21 protein-coding genes are annotated in these 21,314 nt (G+C 69.3%); 19 read left to right on the top strand and 2 right to left on the bottom strand.

Features of this window, described 5'->3' with window-relative positions; all coding sequences use genetic code 11:
• Positions 1-879 precede the first annotated feature (879 nt).
• The 14 genes from fliQ (at position 880) to ACVCMI_RS14570 (ending at position 13,894) form a co-directional block, all read left to right on the top strand.
• Positions 880-1,149, top strand: coding sequence for a flagellar biosynthesis protein FliQ (gene fliQ / locus ACVCMI_RS14635; RefSeq protein ID WP_395119810.1), 270 nt, complete (start codon positions 880-882; stop codon positions 1,147-1,149).
• Positions 1,146-1,913, top strand: coding sequence for a flagellar biosynthetic protein FliR (gene fliR, locus ACVCMI_RS14630; RefSeq protein ID WP_395119809.1), 768 nt, complete (start codon positions 1,146-1,148; stop codon positions 1,911-1,913). Before fliQ ends, fliR begins: the two co-directional genes overlap by 4 nt.
• A gap of 4 nt (positions 1,914-1,917) precedes the next feature.
• Entirely contained in the window at positions 1,918-3,057 is a 1,140-nt protein-coding gene (gene flhB, locus ACVCMI_RS14625) for a flagellar biosynthesis protein FlhB (protein ID WP_395119808.1), read from the top strand.
• Between the two features lie 12 nt (positions 3,058-3,069).
• Positions 3,070-5,163, top strand: a complete 2,094-nt coding sequence (gene flhA / locus ACVCMI_RS14620) for a flagellar biosynthesis protein FlhA (protein WP_395119807.1) — start codon at positions 3,070-3,072, stop codon at positions 5,161-5,163.
• Positions 5,164-5,328: 165 nt separating this feature from the next.
• Complete coding sequence (flhF, locus tag ACVCMI_RS14615; RefSeq protein ID WP_447098339.1) at positions 5,329-6,615, top strand: flagellar biosynthesis protein FlhF; 1,287 nt, start codon at positions 5,329-5,331, stop codon at positions 6,613-6,615.
• 14 nt (positions 6,616-6,629) lie between these two features.
• Positions 6,630-7,571: a MinD/ParA family protein gene (locus ACVCMI_RS14610; RefSeq protein WP_447098340.1), complete on the top strand. Its 942-nt coding sequence runs from the start codon at positions 6,630-6,632 to the stop codon at positions 7,569-7,571.
• Entirely contained in the window at positions 7,568-8,296 is a 729-nt protein-coding gene (locus ACVCMI_RS14605; protein ID WP_395119804.1) for an RNA polymerase sigma factor FliA, read from the top strand. Before ACVCMI_RS14610 ends, ACVCMI_RS14605 begins: the two co-directional genes overlap by 4 nt.
• Before the next feature lie 58 nt (positions 8,297-8,354).
• Positions 8,355-8,762: a chemotaxis response regulator CheY gene (cheY, locus tag ACVCMI_RS14600; protein WP_395119803.1), complete on the top strand. Its 408-nt coding sequence runs from the start codon at positions 8,355-8,357 to the stop codon at positions 8,760-8,762.
• Positions 8,759-9,403 (top strand): protein phosphatase CheZ, encoded by a 645-nt coding sequence (locus ACVCMI_RS14595; protein WP_447098341.1) that lies wholly within the window; start codon positions 8,759-8,761, stop codon positions 9,401-9,403. Before cheY ends, ACVCMI_RS14595 begins: the two co-directional genes overlap by 4 nt.
• Before the next feature lie 13 nt (positions 9,404-9,416).
• Positions 9,417-11,279 (top strand): chemotaxis protein CheA, encoded by a 1,863-nt coding sequence (locus ACVCMI_RS14590; protein ID WP_447099437.1) that lies wholly within the window; start codon positions 9,417-9,419, stop codon positions 11,277-11,279.
• Between the two features lie 4 nt (positions 11,280-11,283).
• Positions 11,284-12,024: a flagellar motor protein gene (locus ACVCMI_RS14585; protein WP_395119801.1), complete on the top strand. Its 741-nt coding sequence runs from the start codon at positions 11,284-11,286 to the stop codon at positions 12,022-12,024.
• Positions 12,021-13,037: a flagellar motor protein MotD gene (gene motD / locus ACVCMI_RS14580; protein ID WP_447098342.1), complete on the top strand. Its 1,017-nt coding sequence runs from the start codon at positions 12,021-12,023 to the stop codon at positions 13,035-13,037. Before ACVCMI_RS14585 ends, motD begins: the two co-directional genes overlap by 4 nt.
• A 37-nt stretch (positions 13,038-13,074) precedes the next feature.
• On the top strand, positions 13,075-13,551 hold the full coding sequence (locus tag ACVCMI_RS14575) for a chemotaxis protein CheW (RefSeq protein ID WP_447098343.1): 477 nt from the start codon (positions 13,075-13,077) through the stop codon (positions 13,549-13,551).
• Positions 13,541-13,894, top strand: a complete 354-nt coding sequence (locus ACVCMI_RS14570; protein ID WP_447098344.1) for a DUF2802 domain-containing protein — start codon at positions 13,541-13,543, stop codon at positions 13,892-13,894. The genes ACVCMI_RS14575 and ACVCMI_RS14570 overlap by 11 nt, the downstream gene beginning before the upstream one ends.
• 219 nt (positions 13,895-14,113) lie before the next feature.
• Here ACVCMI_RS14570 and ACVCMI_RS14565 read toward each other — a convergent pair whose 3' ends face one another.
• The gene (locus ACVCMI_RS14565) at positions 14,114-14,365 is read right to left on the bottom strand and encodes an EscU/YscU/HrcU family type III secretion system export apparatus switch protein (protein WP_395119797.1); all 252 of its coding nucleotides are present in this window, start codon (positions 14,363-14,365) and stop codon (positions 14,114-14,116) included.
• Complete coding sequence (gene fliK, locus ACVCMI_RS14560; protein ID WP_447098345.1) at positions 14,362-15,507, bottom strand: flagellar hook-length control protein FliK; 1,146 nt, start codon at positions 15,505-15,507, stop codon at positions 14,362-14,364. The genes ACVCMI_RS14565 and fliK overlap by 4 nt, the downstream gene beginning before the upstream one ends.
• A gap of 489 nt (positions 15,508-15,996) precedes the next feature.
• Here fliK and ACVCMI_RS14555 point away from each other — a divergent pair, with 489 nt between their 5' ends.
• From ACVCMI_RS14555 to ACVCMI_RS14535, 5 genes are all read left to right on the top strand, one after another.
• Entirely contained in the window at positions 15,997-16,332 is a 336-nt protein-coding gene (locus tag ACVCMI_RS14555) for an STAS domain-containing protein (RefSeq protein WP_447098346.1), read from the top strand.
• A 14-nt stretch (positions 16,333-16,346) separates the two neighbouring features.
• Positions 16,347-16,709, top strand: a complete 363-nt coding sequence (locus tag ACVCMI_RS14550) for a response regulator (protein ID WP_136257427.1) — start codon at positions 16,347-16,349, stop codon at positions 16,707-16,709.
• Between the two features lie 10 nt (positions 16,710-16,719).
• Positions 16,720-18,750 carry a chemotaxis protein CheA gene (locus ACVCMI_RS14545; RefSeq protein WP_447098347.1) on the top strand — a complete coding sequence of 677 codons (2,031 nt, stop codon included), beginning with the start codon at positions 16,720-16,722 and terminating at the stop codon, positions 18,748-18,750.
• A 148-nt stretch (positions 18,751-18,898) separates the two neighbouring features.
• Positions 18,899-20,611 (top strand): methyl-accepting chemotaxis protein, encoded by a 1,713-nt coding sequence (locus ACVCMI_RS14540; protein ID WP_447098348.1) that lies wholly within the window; start codon positions 18,899-18,901, stop codon positions 20,609-20,611.
• A gap of 189 nt (positions 20,612-20,800) precedes the next feature.
• Positions 20,801-21,307 carry a chemotaxis protein CheW gene (locus ACVCMI_RS14535; protein ID WP_136257424.1) on the top strand — a complete coding sequence of 169 codons (507 nt, stop codon included), beginning with the start codon at positions 20,801-20,803 and terminating at the stop codon, positions 21,305-21,307.
• The last annotated feature ends 7 nt before the right edge of the window (positions 21,308-21,314 follow it).

The following is a 21,314-nucleotide window of genomic DNA, read 5'->3' as shown; positions in this document are numbered from 1 at the left end:
CAAGAGCTTTCGTCTGCCTGCGGCAGCCGAGTCACTTTCTCTTTGCGTGGCCACGCGCACGCAGGAGCGTGCGCGAACAGCGAAGCTGGCCCGAAGGGCGGAGGGCATGGATGCCCGGAGTCAAGAGAAAGTAACCAAAGAGAAAGGCCACCCCGCTTTCGCGCCTGACGGACATCCTGTCCATCAGGTCCGCGTGCGGGCTACGGGGTTTGTCGACAGGGCATCCTGCCCTGACGCCAAACTGGTTCGCATCCATGCGAACCACCCTGCGGGCTTTCCTACGCCCGCCCGCCGCTGCAGAGGGGCCCCGGGTAGAGCAGCGGGCCATCCTGGCCCGCACTTTTCAGAACGGCCAGATCAAGAGCAGCGCTGCGGCGAACCTGGGATCTGCTCTGGCTCCGGCTCTGGTTTTTGCTTTTCCGCTTTATCACCGAGTGCGGGCCACGATGGCCCGCTGCTCTCCCGGGGCCCCTGTGCGGCGGTGAGTCGGGGACGACAGGCCGCGCAGCGGGAGTCGACAGGGATGTCGACTCCTTTTCGCCAGGGCAGGATGCCCTGTCGAAAAGCCCGGCCCCGGCTCACGGACTTGTTGGGCAGGATGCCCAACAAGCGCCAAGCGGGGTGGCCTTCTCTTTTGGTTACTTTTCTCTCGGCCACGCAAGAGAAAAGTGACTCGGTCGCCGAAGGCGATCGACCGCTCTTGCTTTTGATTGCACCCCCACCAAGGGCAAAAACATCGCGCACAAGGTGCGCTCCTACAGGTGCAGGCGATCAGCCGCTCTTCGCCTTGGCTGGAACCAAGAGCATCGCGCGCGAGCACGCTCCTACAGGGGCGAAGCGAGTCGCGCCATCGGCGAACCACGCCGCAGGACCCCGTCCATGACCCCCGAATCCATCATGGAACTCGGCCAGCATGCGCTCTACGTGGCGATGCTGGTGGCCGCGCCGCTGCTGCTCACCGCGCTGGCGGTGGGCCTGCTCATCGGCGTGATCCAGGCGGCGACGCAGATCAACGAGATGACGCTCAGCTTCATCCCCAAGCTGATCGCGATGGCGCTGGTGGCGCTGGTGGCGGGGCCGTGGATGCTGCGCCTGCTGGTGCAGTTCACCACGCAGCTGATCGAGAGCCTGCCGGGCGCGATCAGATGACTGCGCTGGATCTGGCGCAGCTCCCGGCGTGGCTGGGCAGCCTGTTCTGGTCGCTGGGGCGGGTCAGCGGGCTGTGCCTGGTGGCGCCGGTGTTCAGCTCCACGGTGATCCCGGCGCGCATCCGCGTGGGCGTGGTGGTGGTGCTCTCGCTGGTGCTGGCACCGCTGGCGCCGACCACGATCGATCCATTGAGCGGCGCGGGCGTGGCTACGCTGGCGGGGCAGGTGGTGATCGGTGCGATGGTGGGTTTCGTGCTGAAGCTGGTGTTCGAGGCGGTGTCGTTCGGCGGCGAGCTGGTGGCACAGAGCATGAGCCTGGGCTTTGCCCAGGTGGTCAGCCCGGGTGCCGGGCAGTCCACCGTGCTGAGCCAGTTCTACCTGTTGCTGGTGACCTTGCTGTTCCTGGTGATGGACGGCCATTTGCAGCTGATCGCGCTGCTGGCCGACAGCTTCCATGCCCTGCCGCCGGGTACGCCGGCGGTCAGCGCCAATGCGTTGCATGCGGTGGTGGCGTTCGGCACGGAGCTGTTTGCCGGTGCGGTGCGGGTGGCCTTGCCGGCGATGACGTCGCTGCTGGTGGTGAACATCGGCTTTGCCGCGATCAGCCGCGCGGCGCCGTCGATGAACCTGTTTGCGGTGGGCTTTCCGATCACCGTGTCGCTGGGCTTCATCGCCTTGTGGTTGTCGCTGCGCAGCCTGCCCGGCGCGTTCCAGGCGTTGCAGGGTGATGCCTGGTCGCTGATGCGCGAATTGATGGGGAGCTGACGCCATGTCCGACGACAGCGACCAGGAAAAAACCGAACAACCGACAGAAAAGAAACTTCGCGAATCGCGCGAGAAGGGCGAGGTTCCGCGATCGCGCGACCTGTCCGGCGCGCTGGTGGTGCTGGCCGGCGTGGCGGCGCTGATGGGCAGCGGGCAGAGCGGCCTGGAGCATGCGCGGCGCATCTTTGCGTTGGGCCTGGGCTACTCGCGCGATGCGCTGTTCACCGACGCGCTGGCCGGCAGTGCGCTGCACGCGGCGATGCACGAGGCGCTGCTGCTGTTCGCGCCGGTGGCCATCGCCACCTTGCTGGCCGCGCTGGCCGGGCCGCTGCTGCTGGGCGGGTTGAACTTCAGCACCGAGGCGCTGCAACCGAAGTTCGAGCGGCTCGACCCGATCAAGGGGCTGGGCAAGATCTTCGCGCTGCGCGGCCTGGTGGAACTGGGCAAGGCACTGCTCAAGCTGTTGTTCATCGGTGGCGTGCTGGCGCTGGTGCTGCAGCACTGGCAGGGCGAACTGCAGGCCACCGGGCGCGGCTCGGTGGCGGCCGGCATCGCGCAGTCGATCGGGCTGCTCGGGCGTGCCGCGTTGTGGTTCGGCGTGATCTTGGCGCTGATCGGTGCGATCGATGCGCTGTACCAGAAGTTCGACCACGCGAAGAACCTGCGCATGACCAAGCAGGAAATCAAGGACGAGATGAAGGAGAGCGAGGGCAACCCCGAGATGAAGGGGCGCATCCGCCAGGTGCAGCAGGCGCAGGCGCGCCGCCGCATGATGGAGGACCTGCCCCGCGCCGACGTGCTGGTGGTCAATCCCACCCACTTCGCGGTGGCGCTGCGCTACGACGATGGCCGCATGGGCGCGCCGCGGGTGATCGCCAAGGGCGTCGACGTGCTGGCCGCGCAGATCCGCCTGGTGGCGGCCAGCCACCGCATCCCGGTGGTGGAAGCGCCGCCGTTGGCACGTGCCTTGTATGCAACGACTGAACTGGGCCGCGAAATCCCCGCTTCGCTGTTTGTCGCGGTGGCCCAGGTGCTTGCCTGGGTCTACCAGCTCAAGCAAGCCGCGGCGCAGGGCGAGAGCCCGCCGGCCGCACCCAACCCCGAGGTCGATCCTGACCTGATGGGCCCCTACCGCGATGCGTGACGAGTCAAAACGATGACGGGTGCAGACGTACTGGGCAATTTCAGACACCTCGCGCGACGGGGTGTTGGCGCGCCGGTGATCGTGCTGGCGATGCTGGGCATGCTGATGCTGCCGATGCCGCCGTTTTTGCTGGATATCCTGTTCAGCTTCAACATCGCCTTGTCGCTGGTGATTTTGCTGGCCGTGGTCTACGTGATGCGGCCGCTGGAGTTCGCCGCGTTCCCCACCGTGGTGCTGATGGCCACCTTGCTGCGGCTGGCGCTCAACATCGCCTCCACCCGCGTGGTGCTGCTGCACGGCCACGACGGCCCCGGCGCCGCCGGCAAGGTGATCGAGGCATTCGGCGAGTTCGTCATCGGCGGCAATTTCGCCGTGGGCCTGGTGGTGTTCGCCATCATCGTGGTGATCAACTTCGTGGTGATCACCAAGGGCGCCACCCGCGTATCGGAGGTGACCGCGCGGTTCACCCTGGACGCCATGCCCGGCAAGCAGATGGCGATCGACGCCGACCTCAACGCCGGCCTGCTGACCCAGGAGCAGGCGCGCGAGCGGCGCCAGGAAGTGCGCGAGGAGGCGGACTTCTACGGCTCGATGGACGGCGCCTCGAAGTTCGTGCGCGGCGACGCCACCGCCGGCATCCTGATCCTGTTCATCAACATCGTCGGCGGGTTCTTCGTCGGCGTGATGCAGCACGGCCTGTCCGCCAGCGAGGCGGCGCGCACCTACACCTTGCTCACCATCGGCGATGGCCTGGTGGCGCAGGTGCCGGCGCTGCTGCTGTCGGTGGCCGCGGCGGTGATCGTCACGCGCGTGTCCAAATCGCAGGACATGGGCAAGCAGGTGATCGGCCAGGTGTTCGGCCAGCCGCGCGCGCTGGCGGTGGCCGCGGTGGTGCTGGGCGTGATGGGCGTGATCCCGGGCATGCCGAACGTGGCCTTCCTGCTGCTGGGCGGCATCTGCGGCGGCATCGCCTGGCTGCTGTTCAAGCGCGAGCGCGAGACGCGCGAGCGGCTGGCCGAGTCGGTAGCCGAGGCGCCGGTGGCGGCCGCACCGACCGAGCGGCTGGAGCTGGGCTGGGAGGACGTGGCCAGCGTCGATCCGCTGGGCCTGGAAGTGGGCTACCGGCTGATCCCGCTGGTCGACACCCACCAGGGCGGCGAGCTGATGGGGCGGATCAAGTCGGTGCGCCGCAAGCTGTCGCAGGAACTCGGTTTCCTGGTGCCGGCGGTGCATATCCGCGACAACCTGGACCTCGGCCCCAACACCTACCGCATCACCCTGATGGGCGTGCCGATGGGCGAGGCCGAGGTGCACAACGACCGCCTGATGGCGATCAATCCGGGCCAGGTGCACGGCACCTTGCAGGGCATCGCCACGCAGGACCCGGCATTCGGGCTGGAGGCGGTGTGGATCGAGAGCGGCCAGCGCGAGCTGGCGCAAAGCTACGGCTATACCGTGGTCGACCCGGCCACGGTGATCGCCACGCATCTGTCGCACATCCTGCAGGGCCACGCGCACGAACTGCTCAGCCACCAGGACGTGCAGCAACTGCTGGACCGGCTCGCCGCCAACGCGCCGAAGCTGGTCGAGGACCTGGTGCCCAAGCGGCTGTCGCTGGGCGTGGTGGTCAAGGTGCTGCAGAACCTGCTGGCCGAGCGGGTGCCGATCCGCAACATGCGCAGCATCGTCGAATCCTTGGCGGAGCACGCCGGGCAGAGTCAGGATCCCGGCGTTCTGACCGCCGCCGTGCGCGTCGCGCTGGGCCGGCAGATCGTGCAGGAGATCACCGGGCTGGGTACCGAGGTGCCGGTGATCACGCTGGCGCCGGAGCTCGAACAGATCCTGCTCGGCTCGCTTTCCGGCGGCGGCGGCGTGGCCGGAGCCGCGGTGGAACCGGGCCTGGCCGACCGCCTGCAGCAGAGCGTGGCCGACGCCGCGCGGCGCCAGGAGATGAGCGGCGAACCCGCGGTATTGCTGGTTGCGCCACCGCTGCGGCCATGGCTCGCGCGCTTCACCCGCCATGTGGCACAGAACCTGCACGTACTGGCCTACAACGAGGTGCCCGACAACCGTCGGGTGCGATTGGTACAAGCGCTGGGGCGCTAGCGCCCCAACGCCGGGAATAGGGAATAGGGAATAGGAAATGCGCGCACACGAAACTGAAATCGGGAATGGGAAATCGCGAAGGCCGCGTGCTGTCGAGCGCGACGCGGCTGCTTCTGCCGATTCCCTATTCCCCATTCCCTATTCCCGCGAGCGAAGCGAGCACCCATGAAAATCAAACGTTACGTAGCCCCCGACATGCGCCAGGCGATGCGCGAGGTGCGCGAGGAGCAGGGCGACGAGGCGGTGATCCTGTCGACGCGGCGGATTGCCGAGGGCATCGAGATCATCGCGGCGCTGGATTACGACGAAGCGCTGATGCGCGAGGCTTCGCGCCAGGGTGCCGCGCGTGCGCCGGCCGAACCGCCACCACCGTTGCCGGCGGCGAACAGCCAGCCGCCGGTCGCGGAGGCGCCCGCGCCTCGTGCCGCGGTGGCACCGCCGCCGCCGCGTCGTCCGCGCGTCGAGCCGACGCCTGCCGCGCCGGTCGCCGCGCGTGCCGCGGCCGCGCCGCTGATGGAACGTGCCGCGCAGGACACGGCGCGCCTGCGCAACGAGCTGGGCAGCATGCGCGAGATGCTGGAAGTGCAGTTGTCCAGCCTCGCCTGGAACGACCTGGAGCGGCGCCAGCCGCTGCGCGCGCGGGTGCTGCGCGAGATGACCCGCATCGGCATCGAGCCCGACGTGGCGCGTTTGCTGGTCGACGACCTGCCCGAGCAGATCAATGCCGAGCAGGCGCGCTACCTGCCGCTGGGCATGCTCAGCCGCCGCCTGGCGGTGAGCGGCCGCGCGCTGGCCGACGATGCGCCGATGGTCACCGCCCTGGTCGGTCCCACCGGCGTGGGCAAGACCACCACCATCGCCAAGCTCGCCGCCCGCGCGGTGATGCGCCACGGCGCCGACCAGGTCGCCCTGGTCAGCACCGACCACTACCGCATCGGCGCGGCCGCGCAGCTGGAACACTACGGCCGCCTGCTCGGCGTGCGCGTCTACCCGGCCTACGACGGCGACAGCCTGCGCAAGGTGCTGGAACTCCTGCGCGATCGCCACACCGTGCTGATCGACACCGCCGGCGTGGCCAGCCACGATCCCCGGCTCAACCAGCAGCTGGACACCCTGGCCCAGGCCAATGAACTGCGCGCCACCCTGGTGCTGGCGGCGAACACGCATGCACAGTCGCTGGACGACGCCGTGCGCGCCTACCTGCCGCTGCAGCCGCAGGCCTGCATCCTGACCAAGCTCGACGAAGCGCCCAACCTGGGCGGCGCGCTGTCGGTGCTGATCCGGCGCCGGCTGGCACTGGACTACACCACCGACGGCCAGCGCGTGCCGGAAGACATCAGCGTGGCCGACGCGCGCGTGCTGGTGTGCCGCGCGGCGCAATCGCTGAAGACCGGCATTCCCGACGATAGCCTGATGGCCGACCGGTTCGGACTGGCGGTAGCCAGCGCATGAGCGGAGTACCTGCAATGGACCAGGCCTTCGGGCTGCAACAGACACTGGGCATGGCCGCCGGCCCGGCGACCCCGCCGGCCGCGCTGCCGCCGGGTCACCAGGCCAGCACCCTGTTCGGCAACGGCGCGCCCGCACGCCCGCCGTGCCGCACCATCGCGGTGGCCGGCGGCAAGGGTGGCGTGGGCAAGAGCACGGTCGCGGTGAACCTGGCGATGGCACTGTCCATCGCCGGCCGCGAGGTGATGCTGCTGGACGCCGACATGGGCCTGGCCAACGTCGACGTGATGCTCGGGCTCACCCCCTCGCGCCACATCGGCCACCTGCTCGACGGCGAGTGCACGCTGGAGGAACTGCTGCTGCCCGCCGCGCGCGGCCTGCAGGTGGTGCCGGCCGGCTCCGGTGCGCGCCGGCTGGCGCAGCTCGACAACGGCGAGCACGCGGCGATCATCCGCGCGTTCGACGAACTGGCGCGCCCGCCCGAATTTCTGCTGGTGGACACCGCTGCCGGCCTGTCCGACAACGTGACCATGTTTGCCGCCGCCGCCTCGGACGTGATCCTGGTGGTGTGCGACGAGCCCGCCTCGCTGACCGACGCCTACGGCCTGACCAAGGTGCTCAGCCGCGATTTCGGCGTGCGGCGCATCCGCATGGTGGCCAACATGGTGCGCAACGAGGGCGATGCGCGCGCGCTGCACCAGAAGCTGGCGCGGGTCAGCGACCGCTTCCTGGACGTGGTGATCGATTTCAGTGGATGGGTGCCGCACGACGAGCGTCTGCGCCAGGCCATCCGCAGGCAATGTGCCGTCGTCGACGTGTGGCCGTCGAGCCATTCGGCGCTGGCATTCAAGAAATTGGCGGAACTGGTCGATAAGTGGGCGGAGACGGACCGCGCAGTGTTCGACCGGATTGCCTTCTTTGGCGGCCGGAACGCAACGGCTGATGGGGTGCCGAGATGAGTGTGGCTTCGGAGTATCTGCAGGTTTCCCGCGAAAGTGCCGACGAACTGGTACGCCGGCATGCACCGTTGGTGCGGCGGATCGCCTATCACCTGATGGGGCGGTTGCCGGCCAGCGTGGACGTGGGCGACCTGATCCAGTCGGGAATGATCGGTTTGCTGGAAGCGTCGCGCAATTTCGCCCAGAACCGCGGGGCGAGCTTCGAAACGTATGCGGGCATCCGCATCCGTGGCGCGATGCTGGACGAGCTGCGACGCACCGACTGGGCGCCGCGCTCGGTCCATCGCAAGACCCGCGAGGTGGCGGAGGTGATCCGCCAGATCGAGGTCGAGACGGGTGCGGAGGCGGACGAGAAGGAGGTGATGCGGCGGCTGGGCATCAGCGCCGAGGAATACCACCAGGTGCTGGCCGATGCCGCCTGCGTGCGGCTGCTCAGCCTCACCGGGTCGGACGACGGCGACGAGGGCGGCGTGATGGACGTGGCCGACGAGGGCAGCCTCGGGCCGTCGGAGAACATCGAGCGCGAGGGCATGCGCGAGGACCTGGCCGAGGCGATCAGCGGCCTGCCCGAACGCGAGCAGCTGGTGATGTCGCTGTACTACGAACAGGAGTTGAACCTGAAGGAGATCGGCGCGGTGCTCGGCGTGAGCGAGTCCCGCGTGTGCCAGATCCACGGGCAGGCGGTGCTCCGGTTGCGCGCACGACTTTCCGGCTGGCGCGGCTGACCGCGGCCGGACGGACCAAAACCAAGGGGCCGCCTGACGGCCCATGTGGAGAGAAGCGTTGGACAAGAACATGAAAATCCTGGTGGTGGACGACTTCTCCACCATGCGGCGCATCGTCAGGAACCTGCTGGTGGAGCTGGGTTTCAGCAACCCGCTGATCCAGGAGGCCGACGACGGCGAGAACGCGATCGCGATGCTGCGCAGCCAGCCGTTCGACCTGGTGGTCACCGACTGGAACATGCCCAACATGACCGGCATCGACCTGCTCAAGGCGATCCGCGCGGAAGCGTCGCTGAAGGGCCTGCCGGTGCTGATGGTCACCGCCGAGAACAACCGCGACCAGATCATCGCCGCCGCCCAGGCCGGCGTGAACGGCTACATCGTCAAGCCGTTCACCGCGGTCACGCTGAAGGAAAAACTCACCAAGATCTTCGAGCGCATCGCCGCCGGCGGGGTGGCCGCATGAACGCCGCCGCTCCCGCCCTGGCGATGGACAAGGACCTGCCGACCGAACTGCGCGAACTGCTGAACAGCCCGAACGGCGCCGAGTTCGAGCAGGCGCTGGACGCCATCGTGCGCCAGCGCGAGCAGCACATGTTCCGCGCGCTGGGCCAGCTCGCGCGCGACCTGCACGACGCCGTGCGCCGGCTGGGCACCGACCTGGCGCAGGACGGTTTCCCCGGCAACGTCGCCGACGCGCGCCAGTACCTGCAGGACGCGCTGGAGATGAGCGCCAACGCCGCGCACCGCACCATCGACTTCGCCGAGCGCATGCGTCCGCAGGCCGAGGCGCTGACCATCAACGCCGCCGAAATGCTCAAGTGGTCGCAGGACAACGAGCCCTCCGCGGTGCTCGCGCGCGAATCGGTGATGTTCGCCGAGGGCTGCCGCGAAGGGCTGGCCGAACTGGTGGTGGCGCAGTCGTGGCAGGACCTCACCGGGCAACGCATCAAGAAGGTCGACAACTTCATCGGCTCGGTCGAGTCGACCCTGCTGGAACTGGTGCGCCTGACCGGCGCGCTGGCAGGCAGCGACCTGCCGGCCAGCACGGCCAAGGTCTCCAGCCAGGAGGAGGCCGACCGCCTGCTCAGCGAATTCGGATTCTGAGGACATGGCCTCGATGGACACGGCATTCGACCTCGAGCTGCGCCAGGATTTCCTGGTCGAGGCCGGGGAGTTGCTGCAGCGGCTCGGCGAGCAACTGGTGGCGCTGGAGACGTCGCCGCGCGACAGCGAGCTGCTCAACGCCGTGTTTCGCGCGTTCCACACCGTCAAGGGCGGCGCCGGTTTCCTCGCGCTGGAGCCGATGGTGGTGCTGTGCCACCACGCCGAGGATCTGCTCAACGAGGCGCGCAACGGCAAGGTCGCGCTGGACGCCGCCCACATGGACGGCCTGCTGCAGGCGCTGGACCTGCTCAACGACATGATGGCCGCGGTGAGCGACGGCGGCGCGATGGCGATGCCGCCGCCGGCCCTGCTGCAGGCGCTCACGCCGCACGCCGCGGCGCCGGCACCGGTGGCCGCGCCGCCGCCGGCCGCGGCGCCTGCCGAAGCCGGCGCCATCGACGACAACGAATTCGAGGCGCTGCTGGACACCCTGTACGGCACCGCCGCCCCCGGCACCGTCGCGCCGGCCCCGCTTCCCGCCGCGTCGCCGGCCGGCATCGACGACGACGAGTTCGAGGCCCTGCTCGACAGCCTGCACGGCAAGCCGGGCCAGCCTGCCGCACCTTCACCTTCACCTGCACCGTCGCCCGCAACGACCGCGCCGTCGGCGAACGCCGCCCCGGCGCGTCCGGCCGCGGCGGCGGATCACTCGGTGCGGGTGGACACCGTGCGACTCGACCTGCTGGTCAACCACGCCGGCGAACTGGTGCTGCTGCGCAACCGCCTGCTCAGCCTGGCCGCGCGCCTCGGCGACGAATCGCTGGCCACCACCGCCGGCGAACTCGATCGCGTCACCGACGCGCTGCAGGGCGCGGCGATGGGCATGCGCATGCAGCCGGTCGGACGCCTGTTCCAGCGCTTCCCGCGGATCGTGCGCGACCTCGCGCGCCAGCTCGGCAAGGAGGTCGAACTGGTGCTGGAAGGCGAGGGCACCGACCTCGACCGCAGCCTGGTCGAAGCGCTGGCCGACCCGCTGATCCACCTGCTGCGCAACGCACTGGACCACGGCGTGGAAATGCCGGACGAACGCGAGCGCAACGGCAAGCCGCGCAAGGGCCGCATCGTGCTTTCCGCCAGTCAGCGCGGCGAGCGCATCGTGATCGCGGTCAGCGACGACGGCCACGGCATGGACCCGGACATCCTGCGCCGCAAGGCGGTCGAGAAGGGCCTGCTGGACAATGCCCAGGCCGCCCGCCTGAGCGACGCCGAGTGCTATGAACTGATCTTCCGCCCCGGCTTCAGCACCGCCGCGGCAGTGTCGGACATCTCCGGCCGCGGCGTCGGCATGGACGTGGTCAAGACCCGCGTGGCCGAGCTGGGCGGCACCTTGCGCGTGCAGTCGCGGCTGGGCCACGGCAGCGAGCTGGAACTGACCGTGCCGCTGACCCTCGCCGTGCTGCGCGTGCTGATGGTGCGCGTGGCCGGCCGCCTGCTGGCGCTGCCGCTGGGCAACGTGCAGGAAGTGTTCGAACTGGCCGACGGCCAGGATCGCGAGCTGGACGGCCGCCTGGTCGCCGAGCACCGCGGCCGCGCGCTGCCGCTGACCGATCTCGCGCGCTGGGTGGGCACCGATGCCGGTGCCGGCCGCCACGTGGTGGTGCTGCACATCGGCCACCAGCGCCTCGGCTGCCTGGTGCACGAGGTGCGCGGGCGCGAGGACGTCATCGTCAAGCCGCTCGGCCCGCTGTTCGCCGACGCCTCGGGCATCGCCGGCGCCACCGTCACCGGCGACGGACGGCTGGCGCTGGTGATGGACCTGGCGGGCCTGGTCGCCGCGGCCGACAGCTGTTCCGCCTCGCTGCAGAAGGAAGTCTGACCGCATGGACAGAATCAGCATCATCGGCACCATCCTGGGCTTCGTGGTGATCGTGATGGGCACCGTGCTCAAGGGCTCCACCGTGGAAGCGCTGTGGAACCCGGCCGCGTTCGTGATCGTGTTCTTCGGCACGCTGGCCGCGCTGCTGGTGCAGAACCAGGGCGCGGTGATGAAACACGCGCTCAAGATGATGAAACTGATCTACCGTCCGCCGCGGCACGAGCCGCGCGACCTGATCAGCCGCATCGTGGGCTGGAGCGAAATCTCGCGCCGCCAGGGCCTGCTCGGGCTGGAGCCGCAGATCGAGTCCGAGAGCGACCCGTTCGTCAGCAAGGGCCTGCAACTGCTGGTCGACGGCGGCGAGCCGGACACCATCCGCAGCGTGCTGGAAGTGGACATGGACACGCGCGAGGCGATCGACCTGGCCGGCGCCAAGGTCTACGAGAACGCCGGCATCTACTCGCCCACGCTGGGCATCATCGGCGCGGTGATGGGCCTGATGGCGGTGATGCAGAACCTGGCCGATCCGAGCAAGCTCGGCCACGGCATCGCCGCGGCCTTCGTGGCGACGATCTACGGCGTGGCGCTGGCCAACCTGTTCATGCTGCCGATGGCCGCAAGGCTGAAGAGCCTGGTGGGCAAGCAGTCGCAGATGCGCGAGATCCTGGTCGAAGGCCTGGTCTCGATCGCCCAGGGCGACAACCCGCGCCAGATCGAAGCGCGCCTGCAGGGTTACGTCGCGTGAGGCGGCATCGCCACGAAGAGCACCAGAACCACGAGGCGTGGGCGATCCCCTATGCCGATCTGATGACCCTGCTGCTGGCCTTCTTCGTGGTGATGTACGCGGTGTCGGTGGTCAACGAGGGCAAGTTCCGCGTGATGTCCGAATCGCTGCTGCAGGCCTTCAACGGCAACAGCCAGGTGATCGCGCCGCCGCCCGCGTCGGAAGGCCAGCGCCAGCCGGCCGCGGCCGTGCCGATCCGCCATTCCGTCAACCGCAGCAACCCGGTGACGCTGCCGTTGCCGCTGCTGCGCCCGCCGGCGCCGGGACGCGGCGGCGCGCAAAGCATGCACGACATCGAGAACCAGGTACGCAAGGCGCTGCAGCCGCTGATCGACCGCAAGCTGGTGGTGGTGCGCCACACGCCGAACTGGCTGGAGATCGAGATCCGCACCGACATCCTGTTCCCCAGCGGCGTGGCACAGCTTTCCACCTCGGCCAACGCCGTGCTGGAGAACCTGGCCGGCATCCTGGCCCGCTTCCCCAACGCATTGCGCGTGGAAGGCTTCACCGACAACGTGCCGATCAGCACCGCGCAATATCCGTCCAACTGGGAGCTCTCCGCCGCGCGCGCGGCCAGCGTGGCGCGCTTGTTCGCGATGACGGGCGTGGCACCCGACCGGCTGGGCATCATCGGCTGGGGCGAGGTGCGTCCGCTGGCCACCAACGACACCGCCGAAGGCCGCAACCAGAACCGTCGCGTGCTGGTGGTGGTGATGAACGAGCGCACGGGCGAGCCGCGCGAGCAGCTCGATGCGCAGCGATGGAGCGAGCTGGCCGGCCCGGCCGCGGCGCCTGTCGCGAATGCTGCCGCACCCGCGCCTGCACCCGCTGCGGCCAGCGGGGCAGGCCTGCTGCCGGTCGTGCCCGCGGTGATCGCCGTCCATCCCGCCGACCCGCTGCCTGCCGCGGTCGCACCCGCCGTGCCGGCCGATGCGCCGCATCCGGTCGCGCGCAACCTGAGCCCGGATCGGTGAGCGCCATGCCTCTGTTCAACCTTGCCGGACCCTGCCCATGAACGCGCCCGCCTGCGCACCCGCCGCTGCCGCCGGGCACTGGCTGTCGTTCCGCATCGGCACGCAGCTCTATGCCGCGCCGCTGGCGGCGGTGAACGAGGTGATCCGCGACGGCGACATCACCCCCGTGCCCGGCGCCGCCGCCGACGTGCTCGGCGTGCGCCACCTGCGCGGACGCATCGTGCCGGTGCTCGATGGCCAGCGCCGCATGGGCGTGGCGAATGTGCCGCTCGACCCGGCCAGTGTTCGCATCGTGATGCTGGCCCACGCCGAACACCTGGTCGGCCTGCGCGTGGGCGCGGTCGGCGAGCTGCTGCACAGCGACGGCATCGAGATCGAACCCCCGCCGCCGGGCCGCGCCAGCCGCCGCGACGATCCGGTCACCGGTGTACTGTCATGGCAGGGTGGATTCGTGGCCCTGCTTGATGTATGTCGGTTGTGTCGACTGGGGGGAGAAGCGGGCCATGTGGCTTGAGATCGGGATGGGGGTGCTGCTGGTGCTGGCGCTGGTCCAGTGCGCCGTGCTGTACCGGCTGTGGCAACACTCGTTGCAGCTGCAGCAACGCGTCGAACAGGTCGTGCATGACACCGCCCACGGCGTCACCGACGTGCCGACCTCGATGCTGGTTGCCGCGCTTGGCCGGGTCGAACGGCAGATCCGCCACGCCGAGCAGCAACCGCCGCCCACCCGCCAGTCCTACGAGCTGGCCCAGCAACTGGCCCGCGAAGGCGCCGACCTCGACCAGCTGGTGAGCCGCTGCGGCCTCTCGCGCGACGAGGCGCGGCTGGTAATGCAGATGCATCCGGCCGGTTCCTGACACCGCCCGAACACATCGCAGGGCGGGCACCGCCCGCCGACCGACCGTTCCGCGATATGACGATGGCGGGCATTGCCCGCCCTACGATCCGCCTCGTTTCTGTAGGAGCGCACCCTGTCCACAAGGGACTTCCTTCGGTCGTGCGCGATACCTTTCGTCACGCAAAGAAGAGCATCGCGCGTAGGGCGGGCACCGCCCGCCATGCGACCGGCGACGCGGCTACTCTTCCGCCGCGTCGTAGATCGTGGCCAGCACCGAGGCGGCGGCGGCGTAGAGCTGCACGGGGATGTCGTCGCGCAGGCGCAGCGTGGCGAGCAGGGCGGCGATCTGCGCGTCGTGGTGCAGCGGCACGCCCATCTCGCGGGCGCGCGCCAGCAGCAGTTCCAGCGACTGCGGCGACATCGGCGCGGTTTCCTCGCTGGCACCGGCCAGGCGCAGGCTGACCCGCTTCGGTGGCGGCTGATCGTTCATGCGGTGGCCTTCAGCAGCAGGGCGCTGCTGCCTGGCGGGTGCGGTATGCCCACCTGGCAGCTCAGCTGGTCGAGCAGCACGCCGCAGGCAGCCAGGCGCTGGCGCAGCGGGGTGAACTGGCGCTCCAGTTTCTGCGCAGTCTCGATGCGCTCGGCCCACAGCCGCACCGACAGCCGCGGCTCGTTCAATTGCAGCTCGCCCTGCACCGGGCCCAGCGGGGGCAGGTCCAGCGCGAAACCCAGTGTCCAGCCCTTGCTGCCCTCGGCGCCGTCGGTGCCGAACTCCAGCTTGATCTGCAGCACGTCGTGGCCGCCCTTGCCCAGCAGCGGCACCTCGATGATCCAGGCCGAGGCGGGATGGGCGCTGGCATCGAGCTGCGCCACTTCGATGCGTGCCAGCGCGGCCTTCACGTCGCCGTGCAGGCGGCGCAGCAACTGGGCCACGTCGTCATCGCCGGTCAGCGCCGGCAACGGCAGCGGCAGGCGCGGCTGCGACTGCAGTGCGCGCTGCAGCAAGGGTGGCGCGGCGTCGCCGCGATCCGATGGCGGCGGTGCCGGCGCACGCCGGTCGAGCAGGCTGGCCAGGCGCAGCAAGGCGCCTTTCCAGTCGTCGGCGGGCGGCATCGGCTGGCCGGGGCGCGGTTGCAGCAGTCGTGATTCGAAGAACAGGCCGCTGCGCCGGATCGCCTCGCGCAGGCCGTCGCCGCGGGTGATTTCCGCCGGCGTGCGCAGCGCCTGCTCCAGCACCGCCAGCGCGGTGCGCACGTCGGCCGGCAATTGGCGCAGCGCCGGCCGCTGGGCCAGCGCGGAGAGGGTGGAAAGCAGCGGCGTGTAGCCGTTCTGCTGCGGCAGGCGTTCGCGCAGCATGCGCTGGAAAGTGGGGTCGGCCGCCTGGCTGAGCACCTCCAGTTGCGGCTGCCCGCCCAGGCTCAGCACACGCACCTGGAACTGTGCCGGCAGCTGGCTGTGCGACACGTCCGCCTCCACCGTGAGCGCGCCGATCTGCAACACCAGCAGGCCTTGCGGGTTCACGCCCAGCGGGCGCGCCGCCAGCACCGTGCCGATGCGCCAGCTCTGGGCGGTGGTGCCGGAGGCGGCACCAGCCCAGGTAAGCGCGGCGAGGCTGATCGGTGGGATGTTCAAGCGTAAGTTCCTGCGCCTGGCGCGGATGGGAAAGGCGGCGGTCGCGAAGGTCATCGGCCGCTTGCGGGAATACTTGAGCGCGAGGTTGGCGCGAAAAAAGGCAACCGCCGACCCCACGCTGCCCTTGCAGGAGCCCGCTCGCAGGCGATGCTCTTCCTTCTGCGATTGCCCATTCCCCCTTTCCCATCCTGATTGGTGCTGAAGCTCAGTCTGCGAAAGCCGTTCGTGCTGAGCGTAGCTTGCGTCAGCAAGCGAAGTCGAAGCACCCGCTGCGACGCCCCTTCGACTTCGGCGCTGCGCGCCTACGCTCAGGGTGAACGGAGGATTCTCAACTGAACTTCGACGCTAATCAGGTTCCCCATTTCCCGTTCCCGGCCGAAAGCATTCCTTGCAAGCGAGGTCCTGCAGGAGCGACGCGCGCTAAAGCGAACCGCCCGGCGGCCGATAGAGCAGGCGTCGGCGCACAACGGCGCGAACGGAGTCATCGAAATGGGCGGCAAGCGGGCAGCTAAGAACAAGCAGCCATCGGCGGCGGCCGACGGGGCCGCGGTGGTCTGCCTGCCGGCGGACTGCCGGCTGGCCGTGCAGATGGCGCTGAAGGAACAACTGCGGCAGGTGCTGCAACACGGCGACATCGTGATCGACGCGCAGGCGCTCGAGCGCGTCGACACCGCGGCGTTGCAGTTGCTGGTGCTGTTCCGGCGCGAGCTGGAACACAACGGCGGCGCGCTGGCCTGGCGCGGCACCAACGAGGTCCTGCACGAGGCCGCGGCCCTGCTCGGGCTGGAACAGTCATTGAACCTGCCGACGGCAACGTCGGCCTGACACGAGGTGGCAGCATGGCAAAGATTCTCGCGGTAGACGATTCGGCCTCGATGCGGGGCATGGTGGCCTTCACCCTGCGTGGCGCCGGCCACGAGGTGACCGAAGCGGAGAACGGCCAGCTGGCGCTGGACGCCGCCCGCGGCAACGCGTTCGAGCTGGTGCTGGCGGACGTCAACATGCCGGTGATGGATGGCATCGCGATGGTGCGCCAGCTGCGCGCGCTGGATGCGTACAAGGGCGTGCCGATCCTGATGCTGACCACCGAGTCGCACACCGAGAAAAAAATGGAAGGCAAGGCCGCCGGCGCCACCGGCTGGCTGGTCAAGCCGTTCGACCCGGAACAGCTGCTGGCCACCGTCAAGCGCGTGCTCGGCTGAAGGAATACCGATGGGCGCCGTCGACCTGACCCAGTTCCACAAGACCTTCTTCGAGGAAAGCCTGGAAGGGCTGGACGCCATGGAAGCGGCGTTGCTCGCGCTGGATTCGGGCTCGACCGACCATGAGCTGGTGCACACCATCTTCCGTGCCGCGCACTCGATCAAGGGCGGCGCGGCCACCTTCGGCTTTGCCGAGGTGGCTGCGTTTACCCACGTGGCCGAATCGTTGCTGGAGGAAGTGCGCAGCGAACGTCGCGGCGTGGACGGCGAACTGATCGACCTGCTGCTGCGCTCGGTGGATTGCCTGCGCGCGATGCTCGACCACACCAGCCACGGCCTGCCCGCGGCCGACGCCGACAGCGAGGCGCTGCGCGGCGAACTGGTGCGCCTGGTCAGCGGCGAAGCGGCCCCCGCGCCGGCGGCGGCGACCCCCGCGGCAGCGAGCGTGGACAGCTGGGCGATCCGCTTCGTGGCCTTGCCGCACCTGTTGCAGACCGGCAACGATCCGCTGCGCCTGTTCCGCGAACTGCAGCAACTGGGGCAGCTCGACGTGTGCCGCGCCTTCGTGGTCGACGCGGCGCCGACGCAACTGGCCGAACTCGATCCGGGCCAGTGCTGGCTGGGCTGGGAATTGCGCCTGCATGGTGCCGTGGCGCGCGCCGACGTGGCCGCGGTGTTCGACTGGGTCGAGGGCGACTGCGAGCTGACGATCGAGCCGATCGCCGCCGCGCCCGTTGCGGTCGCGCCGACCCTCGTCGCGCCACCGGTCGCCGCCCCCGCCGCCCCCGCCGCCCCCGCCGCCAGCCCCGCGCCCGCCAGCGCGCCGCGCCCGGTCCGCGAAACGGCGGCCGCAAGCAGCGAGGGCAGCTCGATCCGCGTCGGCATCGACAAGGTCGATGCGCTGATCAACATGATGGGCGAGCTGGTGATCACCCAGTCGATGCTCAGCGACATCGGCGAACATTTCCACCTCTCGCAGCTCGAACGCCTGCGCGAGGGCCTGCTGCAGCTGGAGCGCAACACGCGCGAGCTGCAGGAGAGCGTGATGCGCATCCGCATGCTGCCGATCGGTTCGGTGTTCAACCGCTTCCCGCGGCTGGTGCGCGACCTGGAGCGCAAGCTCGGCAAGCAGGTGAAGCTGGAACTGCACGGCGAGCACACCGAGCTGGACAAGACGGTGCTGGAAAAGATCGGCGATCCGCTGGTGCATCTGGTGCGCAATGCGATCGACCACGGCCTGGAATCGCCGGAGCAGCGCCGCGCCGCCGGCAAGAACGAAACCGGCACCTTGCGGCTGGACGCCTACCACGAAGGCGGCAACATCGTGGTGCAGATCAGCGACGACGGCGCCGGCCTCAACCGCGCCGCCATCGTGGCCAAGGCCGAGCAGCGCGGCCTGATCCGCCCCGGCCAGGAAGTGGACGATGCCGAAGTGGCCGAGCTGATCTTCCAGCCGGGCTTCTCCACCGCCGCGCAGGCCACCGACCTGTCCGGCCGCGGCGTGGGCATGGATGTCGTGCGGCGCAACGTGCGTGACCTCGGCGGCAGCGTCGGCGTGCGCAGCCAGAGCGGCAAGGGCAGCGTGTTCACCATCGCCCTGCCGCTCACGCTGGCCATCATCGACGGCCTGGTCACCGCGGTGGGCGAGGAGCGCTACATCGTGCCGCTGATCTCCATCGTCGAGTCGCTGCGGCTGCGCCCGGAGATGGTGCGCAAGATCGCCGGCGGCGGCGAGGTATTCCATTTCCGCAACGAGTACCTGCCGATCATGCGCCTGCACCGCGCGTTCGGCTGCAACGCGGCGATCACCGAGATCGAGCGCGGCATCGTGGTGGTGGTCGAGGAAGAGGGTCGCCGCGTGGGCCTGCTGGTGGACGACCTGCTCGGCCAGCAACAGGCGGTGGTGAAGTCGCTGGAGGCGCATTACCAGCGCGTGCAGGGCATTTCGGGCGCCACCATCCTCAGTGATGGTTCGGTGGCGCTGATCGTGGATGTGTGTGGCGTGGTGCGGTTGGGGCAGCGCGGCAAGGCGGCGGCCTGAACGTGTATGCCGCGACGGCGCCTGCAAGCGTCCTTCAAGAATGGCGACGACGAACCCGGATGCGTTCGCCGGCGAGTGTTACGGCGCCTCTGCGCGCCACCCCGCGCGGTCATGGTGGCCGGCGGGCCTTCTCTTCGAGGTGTTCGAGATGTTGTCGGCAATACGCGGTTTCTTTGATCGGCTCAGCCTGAACGCACGGCTGGTGCTGGTCGTGTCGGTGGTCGTGCTGGGGCTGTTCGGCCTCACCGTGATGAATGCGCTGCAAAATCGCGCCGGTCAGATGGACGGGCTCCAGAGCCTGTTGCGCAGCCAGATCGAGTCGGCCGTGTCGGTGGCTGCCGCGTTCCACGAGCGCGCGGGCAAGGGCGAGTTCAGCGAGGCGGAGGCGCAGAAGCGCGCGCTCGCCCAGATCCACGACATGCAGTGGAACAAGGGTGCCGGCTACGTCTTCGCATTCGACGACAAGTACACGTTGACCTCGCACCCGGTGATGCTGGACAAGCTTGGCACCAGCGTGCGCGAGATGACCGACCAGAACGGCAAGCCGATCTTCCAGGCGATGCACGCCATCGACATGAAGGACGGCGGCGGGCTGACCTATTACGACTGGCTCAAGCCCAGCAGCAAGAAGATCGTGGGCAAGGTCACCTACTCCGAGCGCTATCAGCCGTGGGGCATGCACTTCGGCGCCGGCGCCTATTTCGACGACATCGATGCGCAGTTCCGCCAGACCCTCGCACTGAACCTGGGCAAGGCGGGATTGCTGGCATTGCTGGTGATCGGGCTGGTGTGGCTGTCGATGCGCAGCATCCGTCGCAGCATCGGCGGCGAGCCGGGTTTCGCGGTGGCCATGGCCACGCGCATCGCCAACGGCGACCTGGGCAAGGACGACGGTGGCAAGACGTTTGCAGCCGGCAGCCTGCTGGCCGAATTGGCCCGCATGCGCGACCGGCTGACCGGCATCGTGGGCGAAGTGCAACATGGTTCGGAGGCGGTGAGCAGTGCAGCGCAGCAGATCGCCAAGGGCAACGACGACCTCAGCCAGCGCACGCAGGAGCAGGCCTCCAGCCTGGAGGAAACCGCCGCCTCGATGGAGGAGATGACCTCCACCGTGAAACAGAACGCCGAGAACGCCAGCTACGCCAACCAGCTTGCCAGCGGCGCGCGCGAGCAGGCCGAGCGCGGCGGCGAGGTGGCCGCGCAGGCGGTGGCGGCGATGGACGAGATCAATGCCTCCAGCCGCAAGATCGCCGACATCGTGGGGCTGATCGACGAGATCGCGTTCCAGACCAACCTGCTGTCGCTCAACGCCGCGGTGGAAGCCGCGCGTGCCGGCGAGCAGGGCCGCGGCTTCGCCGTGGTGGCCAGCGAGGTGCGCAGCCTGTCCCAGCGCAGCGCGGCGGCGGCGAAGGAGATCAAGGGGCTGATCAACGAAAGCGTGCAGCGGGTGCAGGCCGGCAGCGCGCTGGTCGACCAGTCCGGCGCGGCGCTGACCGGCATCGTGGAGAGCGTCAAGAAAGTCACCGACATCGTTGCCGAGATCGCCGCGGCCAGCCACGAGCAGTCCGCCGGCATCGACCAGGTCAACCGCGCCGTGATGCAGATGGACGAGGTCACCCAGCAGAACGCGGCGCTGGTCGAGGAGGCCGCCGCCGCCGCGCGGGCGATGCAGGAACAGGCGCTGGAACTGCAGCGGCAGATGAGGTTCTTCCAGCTCGGCGGCGCACCGTCCGATGCGCAAGCGCCCGTCGCGGCGCCGGAATCGGCACGCGTGGTGGAGCTGCCGCGCAAGGCGGTGGCTCGTGCTGCCGAGCCGGCGCCGCGGCGCGCGGCGGCCGCCGGCGCCTGGACCGAGTTCTGATTCTCCGTTTCGCGGTCCTCCCCGGGCGCTTGCCTGCCAGCGGCCGCCCGATGGCGGGACCGCGCCCGTCTTCCGCACGGCGCGGCAGCAGCGGCCGCGTCCCCTTTCCGCTCAAGTTTCCTGTCGCCGTGCCGACACAGGTGATGGCGGCACGGCGACCGCAATCGCCCATCACGAGGTAGCAGGCTCATGCACGAGAACACCGATGGCGCGGCACCGACGGTGCAGCAGCTGACGTTCAACCTGGCGGGCGAGGAGTACGGCGTCGACATCCTGTCGGTGCGCGAGATCCGCGGCTGGTCGCGCGTGACGCGCATCCCGCAGACGCCCGACCACCTGCTCGGCGTGCTCAACCTGCGCGGCGCGATCGTGCCGATCATGGACCTGCGCCTGCGCTTCGGCCTGGAGCGCGAGAGCTATGGCGACAGCACGGTGGTGATCATCGTGGCGGTCGCCGAGCGGTTGTTCGGCATCGTGGTGGATGCCGTTTCCGACGTGGTCGACATCGACCCGTCCGCGATCAAGCCGGTGCCCGACATGGGCGCCGTCGTGGACACCCGCTACCTGAAAGGTCTGGCCACCCATGTCGAACGCATGGTGATGCTGCTGGACGTGGACAAGCTGATGCGTCCGGAAGACGTGGAAACCCTGGACGCGGCGTTGCCGCATGTCCGCGAAGTCGAAGTTGCCGCCTGAATCGGGG

Source organism: Rhodanobacter sp. UC4448_H15 (assembly GCF_052978265.1).
This window is presented reverse-complemented; position numbering and strand designations above follow the sequence as displayed.

What these genes read in the sequence shown, in the direction of transcription:
- ACVCMI_RS14575 (WP_447098343.1), top strand. Translation starts at nt 13,075, where the DNA reads ATGAACGCGCCCGCCTGCGCACCCGCCGCTGCCGCCGGGCACTGGCTG.
- ACVCMI_RS14570 (WP_447098344.1), top strand. Translation starts at nt 13,541, where the DNA reads ATGTGGCTTGAGATCGGGATGGGGGTGCTGCTGGTGCTGGCGCTGGTC.
- flhA (WP_395119807.1), top strand. Translation starts at nt 3,070, where the DNA reads ATGACGGGTGCAGACGTACTGGGCAATTTCAGACACCTCGCGCGACGG.
- fliR (WP_395119809.1), top strand. Translation starts at nt 1,146, where the DNA reads ATGACTGCGCTGGATCTGGCGCAGCTCCCGGCGTGGCTGGGCAGCCTG.
- ACVCMI_RS14595 (WP_447098341.1), top strand. Translation starts at nt 8,759, where the DNA reads ATGAACGCCGCCGCTCCCGCCCTGGCGATGGACAAGGACCTGCCGACC.
- ACVCMI_RS14585 (WP_395119801.1), top strand. Translation starts at nt 11,284, where the DNA reads ATGGACAGAATCAGCATCATCGGCACCATCCTGGGCTTCGTGGTGATC.
- ACVCMI_RS14545 (WP_447098347.1), top strand. Translation starts at nt 16,720, where the DNA reads ATGGGCGCCGTCGACCTGACCCAGTTCCACAAGACCTTCTTCGAGGAA.
- ACVCMI_RS14590 (WP_447099437.1), top strand. Translation starts at nt 9,417, where the DNA reads ATGGACACGGCATTCGACCTCGAGCTGCGCCAGGATTTCCTGGTCGAG.
- flhF (WP_447098339.1), top strand. Translation starts at nt 5,329, where the DNA reads ATGAAAATCAAACGTTACGTAGCCCCCGACATGCGCCAGGCGATGCGC.
- fliQ (WP_395119810.1), top strand. Translation starts at nt 880, where the DNA reads ATGACCCCCGAATCCATCATGGAACTCGGCCAGCATGCGCTCTACGTG.
- ACVCMI_RS14605 (WP_395119804.1), top strand. Translation starts at nt 7,568, where the DNA reads ATGAGTGTGGCTTCGGAGTATCTGCAGGTTTCCCGCGAAAGTGCCGAC.
- ACVCMI_RS14610 (WP_447098340.1), top strand. Translation starts at nt 6,630, where the DNA reads ATGGACCAGGCCTTCGGGCTGCAACAGACACTGGGCATGGCCGCCGGC.
- ACVCMI_RS14540 (WP_447098348.1), top strand. Translation starts at nt 18,899, where the DNA reads ATGTTGTCGGCAATACGCGGTTTCTTTGATCGGCTCAGCCTGAACGCA.
- ACVCMI_RS14565 (WP_395119797.1), bottom strand. Translation starts at nt 14,365, where the DNA reads ATGAACGATCAGCCGCCACCGAAGCGGGTCAGCCTGCGCCTGGCCGGT.
- ACVCMI_RS14555 (WP_447098346.1), top strand. Translation starts at nt 15,997, where the DNA reads ATGGGCGGCAAGCGGGCAGCTAAGAACAAGCAGCCATCGGCGGCGGCC.
- ACVCMI_RS14550 (WP_136257427.1), top strand. Translation starts at nt 16,347, where the DNA reads ATGGCAAAGATTCTCGCGGTAGACGATTCGGCCTCGATGCGGGGCATG.
- ACVCMI_RS14535 (WP_136257424.1), top strand. Translation starts at nt 20,801, where the DNA reads ATGCACGAGAACACCGATGGCGCGGCACCGACGGTGCAGCAGCTGACG.
- flhB (WP_395119808.1), top strand. Translation starts at nt 1,918, where the DNA reads ATGTCCGACGACAGCGACCAGGAAAAAACCGAACAACCGACAGAAAAG.